The sequence below is a fragment of the Adlercreutzia muris genome, from assembly GCF_041223505.1.
Lineage (GTDB): Bacteria > Actinomycetota > Coriobacteriia > Coriobacteriales > Eggerthellaceae > Adlercreutzia > Adlercreutzia muris.
In genome coordinates this window covers 176,130-197,509 of record NZ_JBCLQK010000002.1, presented here as the reverse complement: position 1 = coordinate 197,509, position 21,380 = coordinate 176,130, and the positions used below count along the sequence as shown (strand labels likewise).

At 68.1% G+C, this 21,380-nt stretch carries 32 protein-coding genes; all 32 read left to right on the top strand.

Annotated features, from left to right (window positions below; genetic code table 11):
• Position 1: 1 nt before the first annotated feature.
• The 32 genes from AAK988_RS02880 (at position 2) to AAK988_RS02725 (ending at position 21,379) form a co-directional block, all read left to right on the top strand.
• On the top strand, positions 2-295 hold the full coding sequence (locus AAK988_RS02880; protein ID WP_369880388.1) for a hypothetical protein: 294 nt from the start codon (positions 2-4) through the stop codon (positions 293-295).
• The gene (locus AAK988_RS02875) at positions 292-435 is read left to right on the top strand and encodes a hypothetical protein (RefSeq protein WP_369880387.1); all 144 of its coding nucleotides are present in this window, start codon (positions 292-294) and stop codon (positions 433-435) included. Before AAK988_RS02880 ends, AAK988_RS02875 begins: the two co-directional genes overlap by 4 nt.
• Positions 425-1,570, top strand: a complete 1,146-nt coding sequence (locus AAK988_RS02870) for a hypothetical protein (RefSeq protein ID WP_369880386.1) — start codon at positions 425-427, stop codon at positions 1,568-1,570. Before AAK988_RS02875 ends, AAK988_RS02870 begins: the two co-directional genes overlap by 11 nt.
• A 2-nt stretch (positions 1,571-1,572) precedes the next feature.
• The gene (locus AAK988_RS02865) at positions 1,573-1,917 is read left to right on the top strand and encodes a DUF4406 domain-containing protein (protein ID WP_369880385.1); all 345 of its coding nucleotides are present in this window, start codon (positions 1,573-1,575) and stop codon (positions 1,915-1,917) included.
• Positions 1,914-2,369, top strand: a complete 456-nt coding sequence (locus tag AAK988_RS02860; RefSeq protein ID WP_369880384.1) for a phage N-6-adenine-methyltransferase — start codon at positions 1,914-1,916, stop codon at positions 2,367-2,369. Before AAK988_RS02865 ends, AAK988_RS02860 begins: the two co-directional genes overlap by 4 nt.
• Complete coding sequence (locus AAK988_RS02855; protein ID WP_369880383.1) at positions 2,366-2,545, top strand: hypothetical protein; 180 nt, start codon at positions 2,366-2,368, stop codon at positions 2,543-2,545. The genes AAK988_RS02860 and AAK988_RS02855 overlap by 4 nt, the downstream gene beginning before the upstream one ends.
• Entirely contained in the window at positions 2,542-2,736 is a 195-nt protein-coding gene (locus AAK988_RS02850) for a hypothetical protein (RefSeq protein ID WP_369880382.1), read from the top strand. Before AAK988_RS02855 ends, AAK988_RS02850 begins: the two co-directional genes overlap by 4 nt.
• 57 nt (positions 2,737-2,793) lie before the next feature.
• The gene (locus AAK988_RS02845; RefSeq protein ID WP_236650654.1) at positions 2,794-3,108 is read left to right on the top strand and encodes a hypothetical protein; all 315 of its coding nucleotides are present in this window, start codon (positions 2,794-2,796) and stop codon (positions 3,106-3,108) included.
• Complete coding sequence (locus AAK988_RS02840) at positions 3,109-3,897, top strand: hypothetical protein (RefSeq protein WP_160324645.1); 789 nt, start codon at positions 3,109-3,111, stop codon at positions 3,895-3,897. It abuts the gene before it with no gap.
• 79 nt (positions 3,898-3,976) lie between these two features.
• Positions 3,977-4,225, top strand: coding sequence for a hypothetical protein (locus AAK988_RS02835; RefSeq protein WP_160324644.1), 249 nt, complete (start codon positions 3,977-3,979; stop codon positions 4,223-4,225).
• Positions 4,222-4,494 carry a hypothetical protein gene (locus AAK988_RS02830; RefSeq protein WP_160324643.1) on the top strand — a complete coding sequence of 91 codons (273 nt, stop codon included), beginning with the start codon at positions 4,222-4,224 and terminating at the stop codon, positions 4,492-4,494. Before AAK988_RS02835 ends, AAK988_RS02830 begins: the two co-directional genes overlap by 4 nt.
• The gene (locus AAK988_RS02825; RefSeq protein ID WP_369880381.1) at positions 4,484-4,942 is read left to right on the top strand and encodes a hypothetical protein; all 459 of its coding nucleotides are present in this window, start codon (positions 4,484-4,486) and stop codon (positions 4,940-4,942) included. Before AAK988_RS02830 ends, AAK988_RS02825 begins: the two co-directional genes overlap by 11 nt.
• On the top strand, positions 4,942-5,130 hold the full coding sequence (locus tag AAK988_RS02820) for a hypothetical protein (RefSeq protein ID WP_369880380.1): 189 nt from the start codon (positions 4,942-4,944) through the stop codon (positions 5,128-5,130). Before AAK988_RS02825 ends, AAK988_RS02820 begins: the two co-directional genes overlap by 1 nt.
• Positions 5,127-5,465 carry a hypothetical protein gene (locus tag AAK988_RS02815; protein WP_369880378.1) on the top strand — a complete coding sequence of 113 codons (339 nt, stop codon included), beginning with the start codon at positions 5,127-5,129 and terminating at the stop codon, positions 5,463-5,465. Before AAK988_RS02820 ends, AAK988_RS02815 begins: the two co-directional genes overlap by 4 nt.
• Positions 5,466-5,658: 193 nt before the next feature.
• A complete protein-coding gene (locus tag AAK988_RS02810) occupies positions 5,659-5,805 on the top strand; it encodes a hypothetical protein (protein ID WP_369880377.1) in 147 nt (48 codons plus the stop codon).
• Entirely contained in the window at positions 5,805-7,472 is a 1,668-nt protein-coding gene (locus AAK988_RS02805) for a phage terminase large subunit (RefSeq protein ID WP_369880376.1), read from the top strand. The genes AAK988_RS02810 and AAK988_RS02805 overlap by 1 nt, the downstream gene beginning before the upstream one ends.
• A 25-nt stretch (positions 7,473-7,497) precedes the next feature.
• Positions 7,498-8,895 (top strand): phage portal protein, encoded by a 1,398-nt coding sequence (locus tag AAK988_RS02800; protein ID WP_369880375.1) that lies wholly within the window; start codon positions 7,498-7,500, stop codon positions 8,893-8,895.
• Complete coding sequence (locus AAK988_RS02795) at positions 8,895-11,270, top strand: phage minor capsid protein (RefSeq protein ID WP_369880374.1); 2,376 nt, start codon at positions 8,895-8,897, stop codon at positions 11,268-11,270. Before AAK988_RS02800 ends, AAK988_RS02795 begins: the two co-directional genes overlap by 1 nt.
• A gap of 13 nt (positions 11,271-11,283) precedes the next feature.
• On the top strand, positions 11,284-11,454 hold the full coding sequence (locus AAK988_RS02790; RefSeq protein ID WP_369880373.1) for a hypothetical protein: 171 nt from the start codon (positions 11,284-11,286) through the stop codon (positions 11,452-11,454).
• Positions 11,455-11,655: 201 nt separating this feature from the next.
• A complete protein-coding gene (locus tag AAK988_RS02785) occupies positions 11,656-12,189 on the top strand; it encodes a hypothetical protein (RefSeq protein WP_369880372.1) in 534 nt (177 codons plus the stop codon).
• A gap of 18 nt (positions 12,190-12,207) precedes the next feature.
• Positions 12,208-13,104, top strand: coding sequence for a hypothetical protein (locus AAK988_RS02780; protein WP_369880371.1), 897 nt, complete (start codon positions 12,208-12,210; stop codon positions 13,102-13,104).
• Between the two features lie 9 nt (positions 13,105-13,113).
• Positions 13,114-13,308: a hypothetical protein gene (locus tag AAK988_RS02775; RefSeq protein WP_369880370.1), complete on the top strand. Its 195-nt coding sequence runs from the start codon at positions 13,114-13,116 to the stop codon at positions 13,306-13,308.
• A 2-nt stretch (positions 13,309-13,310) separates the two neighbouring features.
• The gene (locus AAK988_RS02770) at positions 13,311-13,679 is read left to right on the top strand and encodes a hypothetical protein (protein WP_369880369.1); all 369 of its coding nucleotides are present in this window, start codon (positions 13,311-13,313) and stop codon (positions 13,677-13,679) included.
• Positions 13,676-14,011: a putative minor capsid protein gene (locus tag AAK988_RS02765; protein WP_369880368.1), complete on the top strand. Its 336-nt coding sequence runs from the start codon at positions 13,676-13,678 to the stop codon at positions 14,009-14,011. The genes AAK988_RS02770 and AAK988_RS02765 overlap by 4 nt, the downstream gene beginning before the upstream one ends.
• A complete protein-coding gene (locus AAK988_RS02760; protein WP_369880367.1) occupies positions 14,008-14,337 on the top strand; it encodes a minor capsid protein in 330 nt (109 codons plus the stop codon). The genes AAK988_RS02765 and AAK988_RS02760 overlap by 4 nt, the downstream gene beginning before the upstream one ends.
• Positions 14,334-14,729: a minor capsid protein gene (locus tag AAK988_RS02755; protein WP_369880366.1), complete on the top strand. Its 396-nt coding sequence runs from the start codon at positions 14,334-14,336 to the stop codon at positions 14,727-14,729. Before AAK988_RS02760 ends, AAK988_RS02755 begins: the two co-directional genes overlap by 4 nt.
• A 3-nt stretch (positions 14,730-14,732) precedes the next feature.
• Positions 14,733-15,443 (top strand): phage tail tube protein, encoded by a 711-nt coding sequence (locus AAK988_RS02750; protein ID WP_369880365.1) that lies wholly within the window; start codon positions 14,733-14,735, stop codon positions 15,441-15,443.
• A 94-nt stretch (positions 15,444-15,537) separates the two neighbouring features.
• Complete coding sequence (locus AAK988_RS02745; protein WP_369880364.1) at positions 15,538-16,005, top strand: hypothetical protein; 468 nt, start codon at positions 15,538-15,540, stop codon at positions 16,003-16,005.
• Complete coding sequence (locus AAK988_RS02740; RefSeq protein ID WP_369880363.1) at positions 15,974-16,666, top strand: Gp15 family bacteriophage protein; 693 nt, start codon at positions 15,974-15,976, stop codon at positions 16,664-16,666. The genes AAK988_RS02745 and AAK988_RS02740 overlap by 32 nt, the downstream gene beginning before the upstream one ends.
• Positions 16,659-19,598, top strand: a complete 2,940-nt coding sequence (locus AAK988_RS02735; RefSeq protein WP_369880362.1) for a phage tail tape measure protein — start codon at positions 16,659-16,661, stop codon at positions 19,596-19,598. The genes AAK988_RS02740 and AAK988_RS02735 overlap by 8 nt, the downstream gene beginning before the upstream one ends.
• Positions 19,599-20,411, top strand: coding sequence for a hypothetical protein (locus tag AAK988_RS02730; RefSeq protein WP_369880361.1), 813 nt, complete (start codon positions 19,599-19,601; stop codon positions 20,409-20,411). It begins immediately after the preceding gene.
• Positions 20,405-21,379, top strand: a complete 975-nt coding sequence (locus tag AAK988_RS02725; protein WP_369880360.1) for a hypothetical protein — start codon at positions 20,405-20,407, stop codon at positions 21,377-21,379. The genes AAK988_RS02730 and AAK988_RS02725 overlap by 7 nt, the downstream gene beginning before the upstream one ends.
• Position 21,380: the final 1 nt, after the last annotated feature.

Sequence of the window (21,380 nt, the reverse complement as noted above, 5' to 3'; positions counted from 1 at the left end):
CGTGAGGCGGGGCGCGGGCAGGCTGTTCGACGCCAACGGCAGGGAGGTGCCCAAGCCCACGATCACGCTGTGCGGCTTCGGCAGCAACCTGCTCGATGCCGACGGGAGGCCTTACTGCCACGGCCTGGCGCACCACAACCGGCTGCACTTCCGCTGGGCCGAGGTGCGCGGCCTGGAGGAGCCGCTGGGCGGCCTCCCCTGCCCCTGGGAGGGCGGCCACTGGGAGTACCTGCTGCTGGACGAGCCGCGCGACTACCTGACGGCCCTGGGCATGGACGGATGGAGGCGCCTGTGAGCAACTACCCCGACAACACATGGGCGGGAGACCCCCGCGCCCCGTGGAACGAGCCGGACGAAGACCCCGAATGGGACGACGAATACGACGACCCCCGCATCGACATGCTGCGGGAGGAAGGATACGAGAATGACTGGTAAAGACCCCAAGGACATGACCGCCGGCGAGCTGCTGCGGTGGGCCGCGAACGGAGAGGATGACGAGCACGGGAACCACATTGCCGTCCATAAACTGGTGTCGGCTCTCAGCGGCATGGCTTACGAAGAGACCGGCTTCGACAGGGATAGGCGCAACATCCTGGCACTCGCCGACAAGATCGACGCCGAGATCGAGGCTGCCCGCAGTAATCACCTTGCGGAACTCGTCGAGTCGTGTATCGAAATGCACGGCTACACCAGCCGCCACGAAGGCGAGCGATTCGATCGATGGATTGAACGCTGCTTCATCCCTCGCCCGCGCTACGATGACGGCGAGCCGGTGCAGTTCGGCGACGAGGTGAAGACGCACAACTCATGGCAGACGAGCCGGGTAACGTCGTTTAGATTCACGGAAGATGGCAGTTACGTGTACTACAGATGGGCGGGAAAGAACGACGGCGCTTCCGTGTGCGGCGAGCACGTCAAGCGCCCCTCCCCCGAGGTGCTGCTTGCCGACGGTCTGCCGGCGAAGGTCGGCGAGACGGTGTACCGGGTGGACACCGGCAAGGGCTTCGAGATCGCCCGCATCGCGCCCATGTGCCCCGGGGACGATATGAGCGAAACCTTGGTGCTGTGGGGCGACGACAACGAGTGGAGGGCGGCGATCGACCACACCCACACCCCGCCCGTCCTCGCCGCCGACGGCCTGCCCATGCGCGAGGGCGAAACAGTGTGGATGACCGACGAGGGGGCGAGACACGCGGGAGATTCGGACACCATGGCAGAGGCCGGCCCATACGCCCTGTGCGGCATCGGCGCGAACGACCGCCTGACGGTTAAGGCGCTGCCCAGCCGCTTTTACCCGAACCGCGTCGATCTGATGGAGGAGGGCGCCTGGTGCCCCGCCTCATGGCTCACGCACACCCCGCCCGACTCCCAGGAGCGCATCGACGAGGATGCTCAGAAGTCCACCCTCGAGTACTGGGGATGCAGAGACGCGAGCTGCGAATGCTGCCCCGCGGAAACCGACGGCAAAACACCCCGGGGTCGGTTCGATGCCCGCAACTGCCAGCAGGCCCAGCTACTCGACCTGCTGCGTCGCCAGCGCGAGCTTGACGCCCGCAAAGGAGGCGAGTAGCCATGGCCAGGCTCTACATCATCGGCCCCGTAACGGGCATCGAGAACGACAACCATGCGGCGTTCCAGGCGGCGCGCGACAGGCTGCGGCGCGAGTACATCGTGGACATCCCCCACGACACCATCAAAGCCGGCACCGCGCACGAGGACGCGATGACCGAATCGATCAACTTGATCACAACCAGGGGCTACTCGTACCCGCGCGGAGGGATGGCCAAACGGTACGACGGCGTGGCCCTCCTCGAAGGCTGGGAGCAGTCCGAGGGCGCGCGCCTAGAGAAGGCCGTGGCCGAGGCGTGCGGCATCCCGTGCAAGACCGTGGACGAGTGGATAGAGGAGGAGCGATGAGCGGGATGTGCGGAAGCGGGGGCGTGGCCTACTCGTCGGAGCGCCACGACTGGGAGACGCCGCAGGACTTCTTCGACGCTCTCAACGATGAGTTCGGCTTCGATCTCGATGCGGCCGCCAGCGCGGAGAACGCCAAGTGCCGCGAGTTCTTCGACGAGGAGGCCGACGGGCTGTCCAGCGACTGGGGAGGGCGAACCGTCTGGTGCAACCCTCCCTACGGCCGACAGATCGGCCGATGGGTCGCCAAGGCGGCTGCGGAGGCCCGCAAGCCCGGTACCACCGTCGTGTTGCTCGTCCCGGCGAGAACGGACACGAGGTGGTTCCACGACCACCTGTACGGGAAAGCCGAGCTTCGGTTCGTGAGGGGCCGGCTCAGATTCGGCGGCAGCGACTGGAACGCTCCGTTTCCGTCCATGGTGGCGGTTTTGGGAGAGCGAAAGGAGGAGCGATGAGCGGGAAAGGAAACCAGTGCGGCAGCGGAACCGATATGGCCTACTGCCACTACGACAAGGAGGTCAAGCCGTGCCGGCTCTGCTGGCCGTGCGCCGAGTGCGACCCGTGCGCGAGCTGCGTCTACGACGTATGCCCGTTCTCTCCGAGCCGGCGCGTTGAGGAGGATGGGCGATGATCGAGGCGATGGCGCAGTCGCGCCGCAACTTCTGCCGCCGCAACTGCGTCCATGCCGCCGAGCGCGGCGGCTGCACGGTGGGGGCCATGCCCGAGCGGGTCGGCCCCCAGTTCCCGAGGCGCGGCGGCGCGTACTACGTCGGCCGCCTTCGGTGCGAGGCAGGCGAGTGGCTTGACGAGAGGAGGTGGTAACTGATGAATGATGAGCTGAAGCCGTGCCCGCATTGCGGGAGCGCGACGGCACCAGGGATGTCGAACTGCGTTGAGCTTGAGTCATGTGCAAACTTCGACGAATGCTCGTGCGAGCTTTTCTCGTGCGTGGTGTGCGACGTTCACAATGGCGGCTGCGGCGCGTCCGGAGGGTTCGCCGCCGGAGAAGAGAAGGCCGTTGAGAAGTGGAACACCCGCGCCGAGCGCACGTGCCGTATGAACCATGTCCTCCTCTACGACGAAGAGGCTGTGGATGGCGTCGAGTGCGACGAGTGCTTCTACACCGAGGTGCATAGCTTGGACGACCCGCTGCCAGACCGCTGCCCCGGCTGCGACGCGAAGGTGGTGGGGTAGATGGCCGAGGGAATCAAGACATCGGAGATGCGCGATCTGCTGCGCAAGCGGTTCGGCGACGGCGCCCGCTACGCGATCGCCGAGGAGGTGGCGGACAGAACGGGGTGGGCGGGCCGCCGCCTGGACATGGTGGTGTGCTCGTGCTGGGAGTCCGACGGCTTCCTGATCGAGGGCATAGAGATCAAGGTCAGCAAGTCCGATCTCAAGCACGAGCTCGAGAATCCCCACAAGCACGACGTGTTCTTCGGCGACCTGGACTTCTACTCTCTGGCAGCCCCCAGGGAGGTCATCAACGGCATGGGCGAGATGATCCCCAAGACCTGGGGGCTGTACGAGGCCTATCGGAAACAGGACGGTGACCTGGCGCTGAAGTGCCGGCGCAGGCCCGTCTCCATCGAGGGCAGCAGGGGCGACGTGAGCCGCAGGTTCTTCGCCAGCCTGGTGCGCCACCTGTACGCCTGCTCTCCGAGCAACCGCCTGGTGCGCGAGGCCGAGCAACGGGGCTACGAGAAGGGCCTGAAGGACGGCCCCGACCGCAACGGCTGGCGCATCGCGAGCCTCGAGCGGGAGCTGAAAGAGGCGCGGAGAGAGATAGCCGAGTGGCGGGCCTTCTACTTCTGCGACGGCGGTTGGAGGCAAGGCCCCGAGGTTGTCAGGATGCGCGCCGAGAAGCTGGAGAGGGTGGAGGCCATCCACGACCCCGACTGGACCGAGAGGGGCCTCCGCGACGCCGCAAGGGAGATCTCCAAGATAGCCGACTTCATGTTCGGCGAGGAGGAGGCATGCTAGCCCGCGCCGCCCTGGCGGCGGTGCTGGCGCCCCTGGCGGTCGTGTGCGCGCTCTCGTGGAGCGAGGTTAGGAGGTGTCTATGAGGAATAACGAGCTGCGTAAGGTCATGTTCGGCGTGTGGGCCGTGTTCTCCGTGCTCTGGGCGCTGATCTTCGTCGGCGGATGCATCGACGGCGAGCCGGTTTTCGAGCAGTTTACGCTGGCGGCCTGCGGCGTGGTCGTGTGCCAGCTCTACTGGGAGCTGTGGCACGAGAAGGCCCCGGAGCTGCATATCGAGATATACGAGCTTTCAGACGGTCGGAATATCGTGAATGAGGTAGAGAGATGAGCGAGTTCTACAGGTTCCCAGCGATGGCGAGGTTGGGAGAGTGGTCGAGCGACCAGCAGGCGGAGAAAGTCTGCGATGAGGCGCAGGAACTCGCGGAGGCGTCCGCGCAGGGCAGCACCTGCTACGAGGACGACTTCGAGGCCATGGACGTCATCCACAGCGCCGAGAACTACCTGCGCATGAAGGGCCACAGCGACGAGACGTTGGAGATGCTCCGATCGCTCGTCATCGAGAAGAACCGGAAGAGAGGGTACTACGATGAGCGATAAGCTGCTGCACGAGCGGCTGCGCGAGCACGCCACCAAGGACATCATAGGCGACTTCGAGTGCGGAAACAAGATGATCGCCTCCCTTCGCGATTACGAGGCCCTTGCCTTGGCCGACGAGATCGAGCGCCAGTACGTCCCCGTTCCCCGATTCCCCGACGGGGAGCCAGTGCGCGAGGGCAGCGAGACGCGCTACGGCACCGTCTCCTTCACCAACGTGGAGGTGAGCGACCGCGGCCGGGGGAACTGGATCATGCACATGGATGACGGCAACCGCGTCGTTGGGACGTTCTCGCAGCGCGTGGAACGGCCCGAGCCCGACAGCTTGGAGAAGGCCATGGAACGCTTCCAGAGCATCCTCGAAGACCACGACGGCCTGGAACCCGAGACCGAGGGCGAGCTGTGGGACGTGCATAGACGCCTCACCGCCCTCATGGAGAGGGGCGCGTGATGAAGTGTCCGTGGAAGCTGAACGTGCCGGCGGAGATCAGAACCGATGACGAGTGCGACCCCGAATGTGCATGGCTGATGGAGCACGACGGCAGCGGCTTTTACTGCGCCGTTGCCGTGCTGGCCGCATCGGGAACGGAGACGATGGGGTTCTGTCCGATGAACAGCATGGAGAGGAGGGAATCATGAGCGATTGCAGCACGCGGCAGAGCAAGCAGCACAGGACGTGCGGCACATGCGAAGAGCTGTACATGGCACCTAGGTGCAATCGGTTCGGCCACGTAATGCTCGACGAAAACGATGAGCCAGACGATGACGGCACGACGTTCGCCGACTGCTGCTCGTTGTGGACGCCGCGCACGGAGCCGACTCTTGAGCAACGCTGCCAGCTGCTGGAACAGTTGGCGCGGGAGATGCATCGATGCCTGGCGATCCACGCGTATGACTGGACGCAGGTGAGCGAAGAGAATGCTGATTATTTCGCAGCTAAACTCGAAGCGTTGGGGGTGAGCGTGGATGACTGACCTGATCGAGCACTACGGCGCAGGCACCGACCGCGCCGAGGCGACACATAGCCGACCATAGCGGTGCGCGGGGCCGCGGTCGGCGCTCCCCTCCCCGCGCACCCTCCTATCTGACGGGCCGTCCTGCGGGGCGGCCCCTCTGCTCTCCGGCGACACCTCCCCCACCATATGCGCGAGAGAGAGGAGGTGCCCCGTGCCCCTGAGCCAGATGGAGTGCTGCAAGTGCCGCGGCAGGTTCCCCGTGCGCCGCCAGAGCGGCCGCAAGCGCAAGCGCGACCACATCAAGACCATGTGGTGCCCGTGGTGCAAGAGCGTCACGCCGCACCGCGAGCGGTTCTAGTGCTGACCCCCAAGCAGGAGGCGTACTGCCTGGCCCGCACGCGCGGGCTGTCGCAGCGCCAGGCGTACCGCGAGGCGTACCCGTCGGCCGCGAAGTGGAAGGATTCCACCGTTGACACCAAGGCCTACGAGCTGGAGCGCAATGGTGAGATTTTGGATAGGCTCGCCGAGCTTAGACAGGATGCCGCCAAAGAGGCCGTCATCGACCGAGCCGAGGTGCTGGGCATCCTCGCCGACGTGTGCCGCGATGCCGCCGACCTGGCAAAAGGCGCGAGCGATCCCGACTCCTTCAAGGACGCCGCGGGCGTGGCCATCAGCGGGGCCGACAAGCTCATGCGGTGGCTTCCCGAGGAGCGGGCCGACGAGGAGCGCCCCGCCTTCGCAGCGGACTTCGGCCTCCTCATCGGACCCAGCTTCCTTGAGCCGCACCGCGCCATAGCCTCGGGACGCGTGACCGAGGTATGGGAGGGCGGCGGGCGCGGCTCGCTCAAGTCGTCCCATGCCTCGCTGGAAGTGGTCAACTGGATAGAGCAGCACCCCATGGAGCACGCGGCCGTGTTCATGAAGCAGAAGGCGAACCTGCGCGACGGGGCCTACGCTCAGGTCGTGTGGGCCATCAACGCCCTGGGCCTGGAGGACGAGTACGAGCTGCCCGAGTCCACGCTGCGCATCGTCAAGAGGTCCACGGGGCAGCTCGTCCTGTTCCGCGGATGCGACAACCCCAAGAAGATCAAGTCAATCAAGGTGCCCTTCGGCCACATCGGCATCGCCTGGTTCGAGGAGGCCGACATGTTCCGGGGGCTGGCCGAGCTGCGCAGCGTCGGCCAGTCCGTGTCGCGCGGCGGCGGAAGCGCCCTGCGCATCTACACCTTCAACCCTCCTCTCTCGAAGACATGCTGGATCAACGAGCACGTGGAATCCGGGCTGCCGGACTACGCCCGCTACTGGAAGAGCACCTACCTGGAGGCCCCGCCGGAATGGCTCGGCCCGCAGTTCATCGCCGACGCCGAGGAACTTAAGCGCACGAACCCGAGGGCGCACGCCCACGAGTACCTGGGGGACGCCGTGGGCCTCGGGGACGAGGTGTTCGGCAACGCGGTGTTCCGCGAGGTGACCGACGAGGAGACGGCGGTCTTCGACAACCTGCGCTGCGGCCAGGACTTCGGCTGGTACCCCGACCCGTGGTTCTTCACGATCTCCGAGTGGCAGCCGGCGCAGCGCAGGCTCATCACCTGGTACGAGGACTCCGGCAACAAGCTCCAGCCGTGGGAGCAGGCCGAGCGCATCCGCGATGCCCTCACATGGGCCGACTGGGAGGGGGAGGAGCCCGCGTTCCACGACCTGCCGGTGCGCTCCGACGACGCCGAGCCCGGAACCATATCGGCGCAGCGCGAGCACGGCGTGAGCGCCCGCGCCGCCCAGAAGGGGGGCATGCGCGACCGCTCCTACCGCTTCCTCCAGACCGTCGAGTGGGTCATCGACCCGGCGCGCTGCCCCAGGCTGGCCGCAGAGGTCAGGGGCAAGCAGTACGAGCGCAGCGCGGCGCGCGAGCTGCTGAACTCCATACCCGACGGAGACGACCACGGCATCGACTCCGTGCGCTACGCCGTAATGCGCGAGGCCCGCTCCCGCAGGGGCAACCGCCCGGCGACAGAGGGCCGAGAATAGCGGCGGCAGACAGAGAGGAGGCCCCGTGGCCGAGAACGAGTTCACCATATCGAGCGAGGCCGTGAGACTCATCCGGGAGCAGGGCTACGAGCCGCGCCGCACCATGGACGCGAAGATCGCCGAGTGGCGCGCGCTCTACACGGGCTCCGACCCGTTCTTCGACGTGCCCTACGTCAACGCCAAGGGCCTCAAGCGCAAGCGCCGCCGCAACTCGCTCAAGCCCGCCCGCCGCGTGTGCCGCGAGCTGGCCTCCCTCATCCTCACCGACGACACCAAGGTCTCGGTGGACGCCGCCGGGGCGAACGCGTGGCTCCAGGGCTACCTGGCGCGCTCGAACTTCTGGCCCACCGGGCAGCGCGTCGTGGAGGGGTGCGCGGCGCTCGGCACCGCCGCGTGGGCGCTCTCGTTCGACGTGCGGGACGGCAGGGTCGTCCGCATAACGCTGCCGCGCTACGACGCGCGCATGGTGCTGCCCCTGACCTTCGACTCCCAGGGCGTCTACGAGTGCGCCTTCGTCACGAGGGTGGCCGACGCGGGCAGGGACGCGGAGCAGGTGCAGCTCATGACGCTCGACGATGCTACGGGAACCTACCACGTGCGCACCTGGCTGCTGCGCCACGGGAGGGCGCTCGACCCAGGCGCCTGCGGTATCATCGCCGACTTCGACACGGGGAGCCGCCTCAAGCCCTTCGGAATCTTCACCACGGGCAACGAGAACGTCCACGACGACCTGTCCCCGTTCGGCCCCTCGCTCTTCGCCGACGCCGTGGACGAGCTGAAGGCCGTGGACATCGCATGGGACGCCTTCATCCAGGAAGTGGCCCTCACCGGCGTGCGCCTGTTCGTGGACGACGAGATGATCGCCACGGGCCAGGAAGACGGCGAGGTGGTGCCGACGGGGGTCGCGGAGGACATGTTCTACCGCAAGGTGGAGGGCAAGGAGGCCAGGAACTACATCGAGGTGTTCTCCCCGGACATCCGCACCGACCCCCTGCTGGCGGCCCTGAACGCCGCGCTGGCCGAGATGGGCGATGCCTGCGGCTTCGGGCAGAACTACTTCACCCTCGACAAGCCGGGCGGCATGAAGACCGCCAAGGAGGTCATGGCCGACAGCTCCCAGCTGATGCGCACGGTGCGCAAGCACGAGAACGCCCTGCGCGGGGGCATCCAGGACGTGGTATCCGCGCTGCTGGACAACCACCGCATCCACCTGGGGGCCGACATCGAGGAGAACTTCGGGCCCGTGTCGGTCATGTTCGACGACAGCGTGATCACCGACACGCAGACCGAGAAGGAGACCATGCTCGCCGAGATCGCGGCGGGCGTGGTTCCCAAGTGGATGTACCTCGTGGAGTTCTACGGCAAGAGCGAGGAAGAGGCCCGGGCCCTTCTCCCCGAGGCCGTGCTGGACCCGGGCTTCTAGTGCTGTCCCCCGAGCAGATAGAGGAGGCCGGCGAGCGCGTCGCCGCCGTCTACCGCGAGATCGAGGCGCGGATGCTCGACCACCTGGCGCGCACCATGGCCGAGGGGTGGGGCAAGTCGCCCCGCACCGTGACCGAGGCCGCGCTGCTGGCCCAGTCCCAGGCCGGGGAGCTGCGCCGCATGGTTGAGGGGTTCCGCCCGATCATCGACGCCGCTGTGCTGGAGGTCGTGGAGGAGTGCCTTGAGGCGTCCGACGAGGACGACGTGGCCAGGGCGGGCGGCTCGCCCATGTGGCCTGCGCAGATCGACGCCACCGTCAGGGGCATGGCAGAGGTTCTGGCCCGCGACAACATCCAGATGGCCGAGGGGGCCAAGCAGGCGTTCCTCAATGCCTCCATCGAGGCCGTCACCCGCGTCAACTCGGGCGATGCGGACAGGGAGTCCGCCCTGCACCGCGCCGTGCGCAAGCTGGAGCGCGACGGCATCGACACCATCGCGTACCAAGACGCCTCCACGGGGCGCGTGACCGTGCGCAACAAGGCGGACGTGGCCGTGCGCCGCCACGTGCGCACCCAGATCGCCCAGGACGCCCAGCGCATGTCCATGGCCAGGATGGAGCGGCTGGGCATCGACCTGGTGGAGGTGTCCAGCCACAGCGATGCCCGTGAGAGCCACGCGGAGTGGCAGGGCCAGTGCTACAGCCTCAAGGGCGAGCAGGTCATCGACGGCGTGAGGTACCCCGACTTCTACCTGCACTGCATGAGCGGTGATCTGGGCGACATCCTGGGCGGCGTCAACTGCCGTCACAGCTACGGGCCCTACCGCCACGGAGCGCCCAGAATGTACGAGCCGGACCCGCAGCACCCCAGCGGCATCCCCGGCGCGGAGGTGTACGAGCTGGAGCAGGGGCAGCGGTACCGCGAGCGCAGGATACGCGAGGCCAAGCGAGAGCTGCGCGGGGCGCAGCTTCTCTACGAGCGCGACAAGTCGTCCGCGAACCTGGCCGAGTACCTGAAGGCGAAGCAGCAGCTGCAAAGGCGCCAGGAGAAGATGAGGGCGTACATCGATGCTGCGAACGCCAAGAGCAGGACGGGCAAGCCCGTGCTGCACCGCAAGCCCGACCGCGAGTGGGCGGGGGACATGCCGAAGGGGAAGGCCCCCAAGAGCGCCAAGAGGACGCTCCCGCAGCTCATGGACTCCCCCGGCGCTAAACGGGCCATGCGCGGCCTCGACCGGAGGGCCGTCACCGCCGCCGTCGGCGACGAGATGCGGAAGCGCGGGGGCACCGTGGCAGATTTCGCGAGCCTCACCCCCGGCGAGCAGCAGGCGATGCTGCGCGGGGCCATAGCGGGCCTCAAGGCCAAGCTTGACGGCACGACGAAGGCCAATGCGGGCCAACACGCGGCCAGAACGACAATCGACCGCAGCGCCCCGGTTTATACCAAGCTCGACAGAAAGTGCACCGACAAAATAGCCGGGATCGTAGAGCGAGCGCGCGGGCCCGTCGCGCAGGCCTATCTGAGATATGAGGGACGGCTGAGGCTCTTGGACGAGAAGTTTCCGGGGAGCGCACACTTCAGTCCAGAGGAGGTCGGCGTGAGACTTCACGCCAACAGGACGCTCGGAGACAGGAAGCGGCCGCCGATGACCACATGGTTCCACGAGTTCGGGCACCACATCGACTACATCTCAACAGGCGATGACGACTGGATGACGAAGGCCCTCCGGGGCATGAAGTTCGAAGAAGCATACGCCTCGACCGCCTATAGGGGCGGCGTCTTCGGGCAGACTATCCGCCGAGAGGTCGAAGCTCGGATCAGCGCGAAAGAGGCCGAGCTGACGGCGCGATACAGGAAGGCAGCCAGGGCCTACGACATCGACTCGCTCCACAGGGACGGCTTCATTCCCGACGAGCGTTACGCGGAGCTGCGGGATATGGTCGCCAACTTCGGAAACCCCGAATGGTTCAGGGAGATGGGCCTCACCCGTTACGACACGGAGACTCTCCGGGGGCAGCAGACCACGGTCGATCAGTACCTCGGGCTGTATGCCAGAGCGCCGGGGCGGAGCATGGCCTGCGAGGCGATGGAGAAGGAGCTCATGGCCCTCACCGACGCGCAGCGGTGCGATATCTCGGACATATTCGAGGGGGCGAGCGACGGAGACGTGCGGGCAGGATGGGGGCATATCGACAGCTATCCGAACTACTGGGACCCCGAGGGCATCTCGCTCTCGCACGAGGCATTCGCCGAGATGTTCAGCGCACACACGTGCAACCCCGGAAGCCTTGAGGCCCTAAAGCGGTACCTCCCCGAATCGGTGGACGTGTTCTATGATATAATCGAAGCAATAGGAAAAGGTCACCTCGGCACATAGGAGCGCGCGGGCCATGGACAGGGAAACAGTCAAAGAGTGGGTGGAAAAGTACGAGCGGGCATTCGGGCGCCCCTACCCCCCGGCGCTCATGTCGGATGAGGAGTTCGTGGAGGATGCGCAGAGGCGCATCCGGGAGAACGACCCGCTCCCTCCCGAGCTGAACAACCCGATGCTGGTGTTCTAACGGCCTAACCGAACAGAAAGATACAGGGCGACGGTACGTCCGGCCCCGTTGCCAAGCCCCGCTGCGGCGGGGCTTTTTCGTGCCCGGGAACCCTCCCGGCGACACCTCGCCGATACTGCTCTCTGCTTGGGACAGCGCGAAAAACCCACCCACTGGCGCAGAGAAGCGCGCAAACAAACCTGGGAACGAAAGGAGCAGGTAATGGCAGGAGAGGACTTGGGCAAGAAGGCCGACCCCGAGGAGGCGAAGGGCGCCGACGGCGGAGCCGAAGACAAGGGCGCCGATGCCGGCGGCGACAAGGGCGGCGAGGAGGAGTCTGGCGACGACCACGACGGGGACGTGACCGACAAGCACGGCCAGCCCGGCGTGAACCGCGACAAGTACAAGCGCGACGTGGAGGAGCGCGACAAGAGAATCGCGGAGCTGGAGGCCGAGCTGGCGGAGGCGGCCGAGACCAAGGAGGGCCGCGAGAAGCTGGAGAAGTCCATCGCCGACCTCAAGGCCGAGATGGCCGACAAGGACACCTCCCACGCTCTGGAAATCGCCGGGTGCGTGGACGTGAAGGCCGCCAAGGCACGCCTGGACGACTTCGACGGCGATGTCGAAAAGCTCAAGGCCGAGTGCCCCTACCTGTTCGGAGAAGAGAAGCCGAAGCCCAGCGGCTCCACGGGGAAGCCCCCCGCGGGCGCGTCCAAGGCCATGGACGAGAAGCTGGACAAGATCTTCGGAGTCTGACGAGAAAGGACCTCCTAGATGGCACAGAACAATCTGGGGAACATGGTCGAGAAGTACACCACCCGCCTCGACCAGCAGATCACGGCCGGCGCCTGCACCGCCGACCTCAACATGAACCAGGACCTCCTGGGGGAGATGACCGGCGCGGGCGTCATCAACATCGCCACCATCGCCATGGACGGCCTGGCCGACCACGTGCGCGGCAGGGGCTTCGTGCGCGGCGGCGCCGAGCTGAAGTGGATGCCCTACCAGCTGGAGTTCGAGCGCGACCGCGAGTTCGTGGTGGACGAGATGGACGACGCCGAGCGCCTGGGGCTCATGACCGCAAACCTCATGGCGGAGTTCCAGCGCCAGCACGTCATCCCCGAGATCGACGCCATCCGCTTCGCGCGCATGGCCGAGAACGCCGGCAACATGGGCGCCGCGACCTACGCCGATCCCGCGGCCGCCATGGACGACCTGCTGCAGGCGGAGGAGTGCATGCAGGACAACGGCGCGCAGCTGTCCGGCTGCATCCTGTACTGCACGAGCGCGTACAAGACCCTGCTGCGCAAGGCCCAGCCCTGGCGCATCGGGCAGGGGGAGTCCCCGAGCGGCAACTTCGAGACCATCGACGACATGCGCATCCGCACCGTGCCCTCCGTGCGCTTCCAAACCGCCATCGACCTGCTCGACGGCGTGACCGAGGGCGAGGAGGCCGGTGGCTTCAAGCCGGCCGAGAACGGCAAGGCCATCAACTTCCAGGTCGTGCACCCGTCGGCTGTGGCCGCCATCTCGCGCCTGGCGAAGCTGCGCTACTTCGCGCCCGACGTCAACCAGGACGACGATGCCCACAAGTGGCAGTACCGGCTGTTCCACGACATGTGGGTCTACGAGAACAAGAAGAATCTCATCTACGGCACCCACGCCGAGTAAGGAGGAGGCATGCGCACTGTAGGCATGACCGTGGGCGGCAAGACCGTCCGCAAGGCGGCCCCCAAGGCCGCGCCCGCCCCGAGCGAGCCGACGGGGACGGAACCAGGCGAGCAGAAAGCAGCCGCCCCCAAGGGCAAGAGGCCCGCGCCGAAGGCGGCCCCCAAGGCCGCGCCCGCCCCGAGCGAGCAGGGCGGCGGGGAGTAGCCGTGAGCCACCCGAACGTCACCCTGGAGGACTACCGCGGTGTATACGGCGAGATCGCGGAGGGCGACTTCGATGCCGCCCTCCCGGCGGCCGAGGGCACGGTTGCCGACCTCGTGGGGCTCAACCGCGTGGAGCTGCCCTTCGAGATCGCCGCCTGGAAGCGGGCCGTGCTGGCCGTCGTCGCGGTGGACGCCGCCTACGGGTTCTCCCACGGCGTGGGCGAGGGCATGGCCTCCGTGACGCTCGGCAAGTTCTCCGCATCCGGCGGCTGCTCCGCGCCCGGCGGCTCCCAGTGGCTCTCCGACGCCCGCGCCGCCGCCAGGAGAGAGCTGGCGGGCACCGGGCTCCTCTACGCGGGGGTCCCGCTGTGACGCCGCCCATCCCCCGCCGCATGCTCCCCTCCTCGTGCACCGTGCGCGAGCCGCTGGACGACGGCGGCTTCGGCGGCCGCTACGGGGAGGAGCGCGCCATGCGCTTCGTGCGCTTCGAGGCGTCCGACGATGTGCGGGCGACGGAGTACCAGCTGCGGGACGGCCCCAAGGGCACGCTGTTCGTGGACGCCGTGAGCACCGAGGGGGCCTTCGCCGTGACGGCCGGCTCGCTCGTGAGCGTGGACGGCTCCCCGCCCGTGGCGGCCACGTCCTGCGCCCCCTGCCCGGACGGCATGGGGCGCGTGCACCACTGGGAGGTGGCGCTGGGATGAGCGTGGCCGTCGATCTCTCGGGCCTCCAGGCCGTGGAGAAGCTGCGCGGCGACGTCCTGGAGGAGGCGACGATGCGCGCCGAGTTCGAGATGCGCTCGTACGTGCCCATGGACGAGGGCGCCCTGCGGGCCTCCGGGCAGCTGGCGAGCCAGTTCCGGGCCGGCCTGCTCGTGTGGGCCACCCCCTACGCCGCCGCCCAGTACTACCTGCCCCATGCCCACACCGAGGCCGGCACCACCGACCACTGGGACGAGGCGTGGGCGCGCGACAGGCTGCCGCAGTGGACGGACTATGTGGCGGCGATCTACGAAGGGAAGATGCGATGAGCGCGAGAATCGACGCCGTGGAGGTGGCCAAGGGCGTGCTGGAGGGGGCGCTGGGCAAGCCCGTGTCCCTCTCCGCGGCCGACTCCTACCGCCGCCCCGAGGCCACCGTGCTGACGTGCGGCATGCCCGTGCCGGGCAAGCGGTACTGGGACGGCAGCGGCACCACCTCGCTGCGCCTGACGGTCATCGTCAAGCGCATGGAGGAGGAGGACGCCATCCGGGACGCGGACGACGCGTCCCGCGCGCTGAACAGAAGCGGGGCGCTGGAGTCGGCCGACGGCTCCTACCGCCTCGTGTCGAACTCCGCAGAGACCCCCCGCCAGCTCAGATGGGACGAGCAGGGGCGCTGGGTGTGGGCGTTCGACGCGACAATCGAGTACGAAGAGAGGTAACCAATGGATCTGGGATTCGCATTGAACTACCAGTTCGTGTACCTGATCGACACGAACCCGACGGGGGCCGAGGACTGGGCCTTCCTCGGCCCGGGCGTGGAGTCGTTCACCAACGACCGCGCCGACACAACCGTGGACAAGGCCTACTGGGACAAGGGCGGGGCCACCTCCACCAACGTCACCGCCGTCACCAGCGGCTGGACGGTGGCAGGCGACCGCCTCATCGGCGACAAGGCGCAGGACTATATCGTGGGCCTGACCTACCTGAAGGGCGCCGAGCGCAAGACCCGCGTCCGCCAGGTCGGCCCCGACGGCGAGGCCGTGGAGTGGCCCTGCACCATCGTCGAGATCAAGGGAGCGGGCGCGGACGGCAACACGCCCGACAACGTGCCCTTCGGCTGCTCCATCAAGTGCGAGGGCGATCCCGTGCTGGTGGCGCAAGCCGCCGGCGCCGAGCTGCCCGAGAGCGTGACGGTGGAGGACGTGGAGGTCGGAGTCGGCGCCGTGGCGAAGATCGCCCCCGAGGTGGCCCCCTCCGGCGCATCGGGCTTCTGCCTGTACGCCGTGGCCGAATCCGGCCGCGAGGTGTGCCGCGTGGACGCCGAGGGCAACGTGCACGGCCTGGCGGCCGGCGAGACGGAGGTCACCGTGAAGTGCGCCGCCAAGCCCACCGTCAACGCCACGGTGCGCGTGACGGTTACCGGCGGCGCATAGGCGACACCCACGGGAACATGAGCCGCGAGGCCGGGGAGGAAGCGCAGCCTCCCCGGCCTTTCCTTTTACTGCGCGAAAGGAACGGGAGAAACCCATGGAACTCAAGCTGAAGTCGCTCTACGAGCCCCTGGACATCGACATCGACACGGGGCGCGGGACCGAGCGCGTCGCCGCGGAGGTGGACGTGACGCCCACCAACCTGGCCAGGCTCGCCCGCCGGTGCATCGACGCCCAGAACAAGATGGCCGCCATCGAGGCGCTCCGCAAGAAGGGCGCGGAGTCCCGCAACCCCGAGGCCATCGCCGAGTCGAACGCCCGCACCGGCGCGATCCTGCGCGAGGTGCTGACCGAGGCCATCGGCGGGGATTCCTACGACGGGCTGCTGCGGGCATGCGGCAACGGGCGCGACATGTCGGACGCCGACTGCACCCCGGTGACGGCCCAGGTGTTCCGCATGGTGCTCGACATCGTGAGGTCCCGCAACGAGCAGGTTGACGAGAAGGCTGCGCACTACCTCCCGGAGGAGAGCCATGCGCAGACCGAGCCTGACCCAGCCGCCTAGCCGCGAGCACGTAGACGAGGTTTCCGGGGAGGCCGAGACCGTCACCGCCTACGAGTGGGGCGGCGCGGCCGTCTGGGTGCGCGACAGCGCCATGCGGGCGCTGCGCGTCATCGAGCTGTTCGTCGACGAGTCCGTCGAGCCCGAGCAGAAGGCCCTCTGGCTCCCCCACATGATGTTCGCCGACCCGTGGGCCGCCCGCGACGCGGCCGGGGACGACCCCCAGGCCATGGCGGCCCACATCGCGTGGGAGGCCTACGGCATCGACATAACCGGCGGCCGCGCCCATGACGCGGGGGCGGCCGCCTTCGACTGGGCCCAGGACGCCGGGCGCATCCGCGCGTCCCTCATGTCGGCCTACGGGCTCGACTGGGCCGGGGCGAGCCGCAGCCTGTCCTTCTGCGACCTGTGCGGGCTGCTCGGCTCGCTCATGGAGACCGCCGAGTCCTCCCCCTTCGCGGAGGCCGTCTCGGCGCGCCTGGCGAAGCCCCCGAAGCCCACCAAGTGGAACAGGGAGGAGCGCGAGGCCCTGGAGGCCCGCAAGCGCCACTTCGCCCTCAAGACGGCGGCGGCCGACCCCGTGCGGGCGCAGAACGACGCCGCCGCCGACCAGTTCGCCGCCGCGCTCGCCGCCGCCAAGAGGAAGGCGGCGCGCAATGGCTAACCAGATCGCGCTCAAGGTCACCCTGGACGACAAGGGCGCCGTCCAGGGTGTCGAGAAGATCACCAAGTCCGTCGAGGGCCTGAAGAAGGCAGACGCCGGCCTGGACTGGAAGGGCACCGAGGCCGGAGGCAGGGCCGCGCGCGAGTCGAACGAGGGCTACACCGTCCTCAAGGCGACGCTCGCCAACCTCGCCTCCACCGCCGTGACCGCCGCCGTGGGCGGCATCAGGGACGCCGCGTCGGCGGTCGTGGAGATCGGCTCGGCCTTCGAGTCCTCCATGTCCAAGGTGTCGGCGCTCTCGGGCGCCACCGGCGACGATCTGGCGGCCCTTGAGGCCAAGGCCCGAGAGCTGGGCAGCACCACCACCTTCTCCGCCTCCCAGGCCGCCGACGCCCTGGGCTACATGGCGCTGGCGGGCTGGGACACCCAGGCGATGCTCGCGGGCGTGGGGCCGGTGCTGTCGCTGGCCCAGGCGGGCGAGCTGGACCTGGCCGCCGCCTCAGACCTCGTGACCGACTACCTCAGCGCGTTCAACATGACCGCCGAGGACACCGGGCGCATGGTGGACGTGCTCGCCTACGCCCAGGCGAACGCCAACACCACGGTGGACGGCCTGGGGCAGGCCTTCAAGAACTGCGCGGCGAACTGCAACGCCGCCGGCATGGACGTGGAGACCACCTCGGCGGCCATCGCCATGATGGCCAACCAGGGCCTCAAGGGAAGCGAGGCCGGCACCGCGCTGAACGCCGTGATGCGCGACATGACCTCCCGCATGGAGGACGGCGCCATCGCCATCGGCGGCCAGTCCGTCGCGGTCATGGACGCCCAGGGCAACTACCGCGACTTCGCCGACATCCTGGCCGACGTGGAGGCCGCCACCGACGGCATGGGCGACGCCGAGAAGGCCGCCGCCCTGCAGAGCACCTTCACGGCCGACAGCATCAAGGGCCTGAACCTCATGCTCAACGCCGGGTCGGGCGAGCTGTCCTCCTTCCGCGACGACCTGTACGGGTGCGCCGGGGCGGCCGAGGACGCCGCCGCGGCCATGACCGACAACCTCCAGGGTGACCTGGCGGGCATGGGCTCGGCCTTCGAGGAGCTGGCGCTGAAGATATACGACGGCGTGCAGGAGCCGCTGCGCGACGCCGTGCAGTTCGTCACGGGCACCGTGGTCCCGGGCCTCACCTTCCTCGTGGAGCACATGGACTACGTGGCCGTGGCCCTGGGAGGGGTCGCGGCGGCCGTGGCGGCCATGAACTTCGGGAAGGTCGCATCGGCGCTCTCCGCCGTGCCAAAGCTGCTCGCGGGCTTCACGGGCGGCCCCATACTGCTGGTAGTCGGGGCGCTCACCGCGCTGGCGGCGGGTGCCAAGTGGGCCTACGACAACGTGCAGCCGTTCCGCGAGGCCGTGGACGCCCTGGCGATGACCCTGCAGGACGCGTTCGGCCCCGTGGTGGAGCAGGCCGCCGGCGCGCTCGGGGATGTCTTCCCGGCCGCCGCCGAGGGAGCCTCCGGCATCCTGGACGGCATGGTCGTGCCGGCTATAGAGGCGTTCGCAGGCTTCCTGGCCGGCGTGGTCGTGCCCGCAGTAGCCGAGTTCGGCGTGTTCCTCCAGGCGGAGGCGATTCCCGCGCTCTCCGAGTTCGCGGCGTGGGCGGTCGAGAACGTCGTGCCCGCCCTCCAGCAGCTCGCCGGGTACGTCCTGGAGAACGTGGTGCCGGCCGTGCAGCAGATGGCGCAGTGGGTCGCCGACAACGTGGTGCCCGTGCTCTTCCAGCTGGCCGACTTCGTGACCGGCTCCGTCGTGCCCGCCCTCCAGCAGCTCGCCGACTTCGTGCTGAACAGCGTGGTGCCGGCCGTCATGGAGGGCTACCGCTGGTTCGCGGAGAACATCCTGCCCGTTCTCCAGGCCGTGGCGGCGTTCGTCATCGAGAACGTAGTGCCGGCCCTCGCGGCGGTCGCAGAGTTCGTAATGGCCTCCATCGTGCCCACGCTGGAGGTCGTCGTGGCCGCGATATCCGGCGCGCTCGGCGAGATACAGGTGGTCTGGGAGGCCGTCTGGGGCGTCGTATCGGCGGTTCTCACCGCGGTGTGGGAGACTGTCGGCGGGGTCGTGCAGATGTGGATGGGCGTGATCCAGGGGATCATCGACGCGGTGACCGCCGCCATCGCCGGCGACTGGGAGGGCGTGTGGCACGGCATCGGCGAGGTGTTCGGCTCCATCGTCAACGGAATCCTCCAGCTCGGGGCCAACGTCCTGAACGGCCTCGCCTCCACGGTGTCCTCGATCATCACCGGCCTCTTCAACACGTGGTCGTCCATCTGGTCGAAGGTGTACGGGGTGGTCACCACCGTCTGGGGCAACATCAAGAGCGCGGTGACGGGGGCGGCCAACGCCATCGTGTCGACGGCGACGGGGGTGTTCAACGGGTTCGTGTCGACGGTCTCCGGCATCTTCAACAACGTGAAGAGCGCCATCACCAACCCCATCGAGACGGCCAAGAACACGATCAAGGGCATCATCGAGGCCATCAAGGGCTTCTTCACGGGCTTCAAGATCAACCTGCCGCACATCAAGCTGCCCCACTTCTCGGTCAGGCCGAGCGGGTGGCAGATCGGCGACCTCCTGGAGGGCAAGATACCCTCCCTGGGGATCGACTGGTACGCCAAGGGCGGCGAGTTCAACTCCCCTGCCGTCATCGGCGTGGGCGAGGCCGGCCGCGAGACGGTGCTGCCGCTGAGCAACCCCAGGACGATGAGAAACGTCGGAGAGGCCATCGCGGAGGCCGGCGGCATGGGCGACCAGTCGGCGGTGCTCGCGGAGCTGCGGGCCATAAGGCGGCTGCTGGAGGCCATCTACGCCTCGCCGATGGTGCTGGAGTACAACAGGCGCGAGTTCGCCCGCGCCGTGAGGGATTCGGAGGGCTACTAGGTGATCGACGTCATCAGGTACGTCAACAGCATCGGCGAGGAGATCGCCTTCGGGGACGGCTGCTGGCACTACGGCGAGACCGATATATTCGACACGTCGAGGGCGCACCGCTCCATCGGCGGCCGCATCACGGGGTTCGAGGAGGACATCCGGGAGATGCACCTGCGCGTGGAGCTGGAGGGGCCGGAGGAGGAGCGCAAGCGCCTGGCCGACGTGACCGCCTACGACGTGCGCACGGGCCGGCCGGGGAGGCTGTGGGCCAACGGGTGCTCCATGTCGTGCTGGATACCCGGCATATCCTCCTCGGACTGGCACCAGCTCGACGGAATGTACACGGCCGAGTTGGGCGTCGTGAGCGACGATCCCGTGTGGGTGCGGGCAGCCTCGGTCACGCTGGAGTCCCGCGACGACCTCGTGGTGGGCGGCCTGGACTACCCGCACGACTACCCCCACGACTACCTCTACAGCTCGGGGGCCTCGGTCGTGCTGGAGAACCCCTTCCGCCTGCCGGCCAAGTGCGACATCTACATCCCCGGGCCCTGCGCCGACCCCTACGTCATCATAGCGGGCAACCGCTACCAGGTGCTCGGCTCCATCGAGCGCGGCCAGCTGCTCGCCATCCGGGGCTACGGCGACCGCGAGATCGTGGTGCGCCACTCCGACGGCACAGAGCGCAGCCTGTTCGACCGCCGCGTGACCGAGGACGGGGCGCGGCCGTTCGCCGAGATCCCCGTGGGACGCTCCGTGGCAAGCTGGTCGGGATCCTACAACGTCGAGGTGGTCATGTACGAGGAGAGGTGCAGCCCGTGGTAGACGTCATATGGGCCGACAGGTACGGCCGGGAACAGGGCTACGTGGGCAAGGTGGCCGGGGACTTCACCATCGGCACCGACAACACCTTCGCCCTGAAGGTCGGGTCTTCCCCGGGCATCGCCCAGGACTGCTACCTCATGATCGATGGCTCCGAGTACGGCGGCATCGTGGACGGGGTGGAGATCGACACCTCCAAGGACTACGTCACGCTCTCCGGCCGCACGTGGCACGGCCTCCTGGCCACGCAGCTGATCGTCCCCGACCCGGGGCAGCTCCACCACACCGTCTCCGGCGACCTGAACGCCGTGCTCGGGGCGCTCGTGGAGCGCCTGGGGCTGTCGTCCCGCATGGCCGCCGAGAGCCGGCCCTCGGGCCTGTCGGTGGCAGGCTGGAAGTTCTCACGCGCCTCGGCCGAGATGGACGCCTACACCGGCATCCGCGCCATGCTGCGGTCCGCGGGCGCCAAGCTGCGCATCCGCTACGACGCGGGGCTGCGAAGGGCCGTGCTGTCGGCGGTGCCCCGCGGGGACTACACCTCGGACGGCCTCGACGGCGAGCGCGTGGACTTCGTGCTGCGGAGAACGCGCCCCGTGAACCACCTGCACTGCCTCGGCGAGGGCGAGGGACTGGACCGTGTGGTGGTGGACCTCTACGCCGACGAGCAGGGCAACGTGTCCAAGCGCCAGACCATATTCGGGGAGGCCCACCGCGAGGAGGCCTTCGAGTCCTCCAGCGCCGGGGAGGCAGAGCTGGAGGAGGACGGCGCCAAGCGCCTGAGGGAGATGCAGGCGGAGATGAGCACGTGCGGCCTGTCCGGAGCCGACGACGGCCGGTACGACATCGACGATATAGTGGGCGGCACATCGGTGGAGCACGGCCAGAGCGTGGTCACCTACGTGGCCCAGAAGATAGCCACTGTGACCAGCCGGGCGATCACCTACCAGACGAAGACAGCGATGGAGGTTTGAC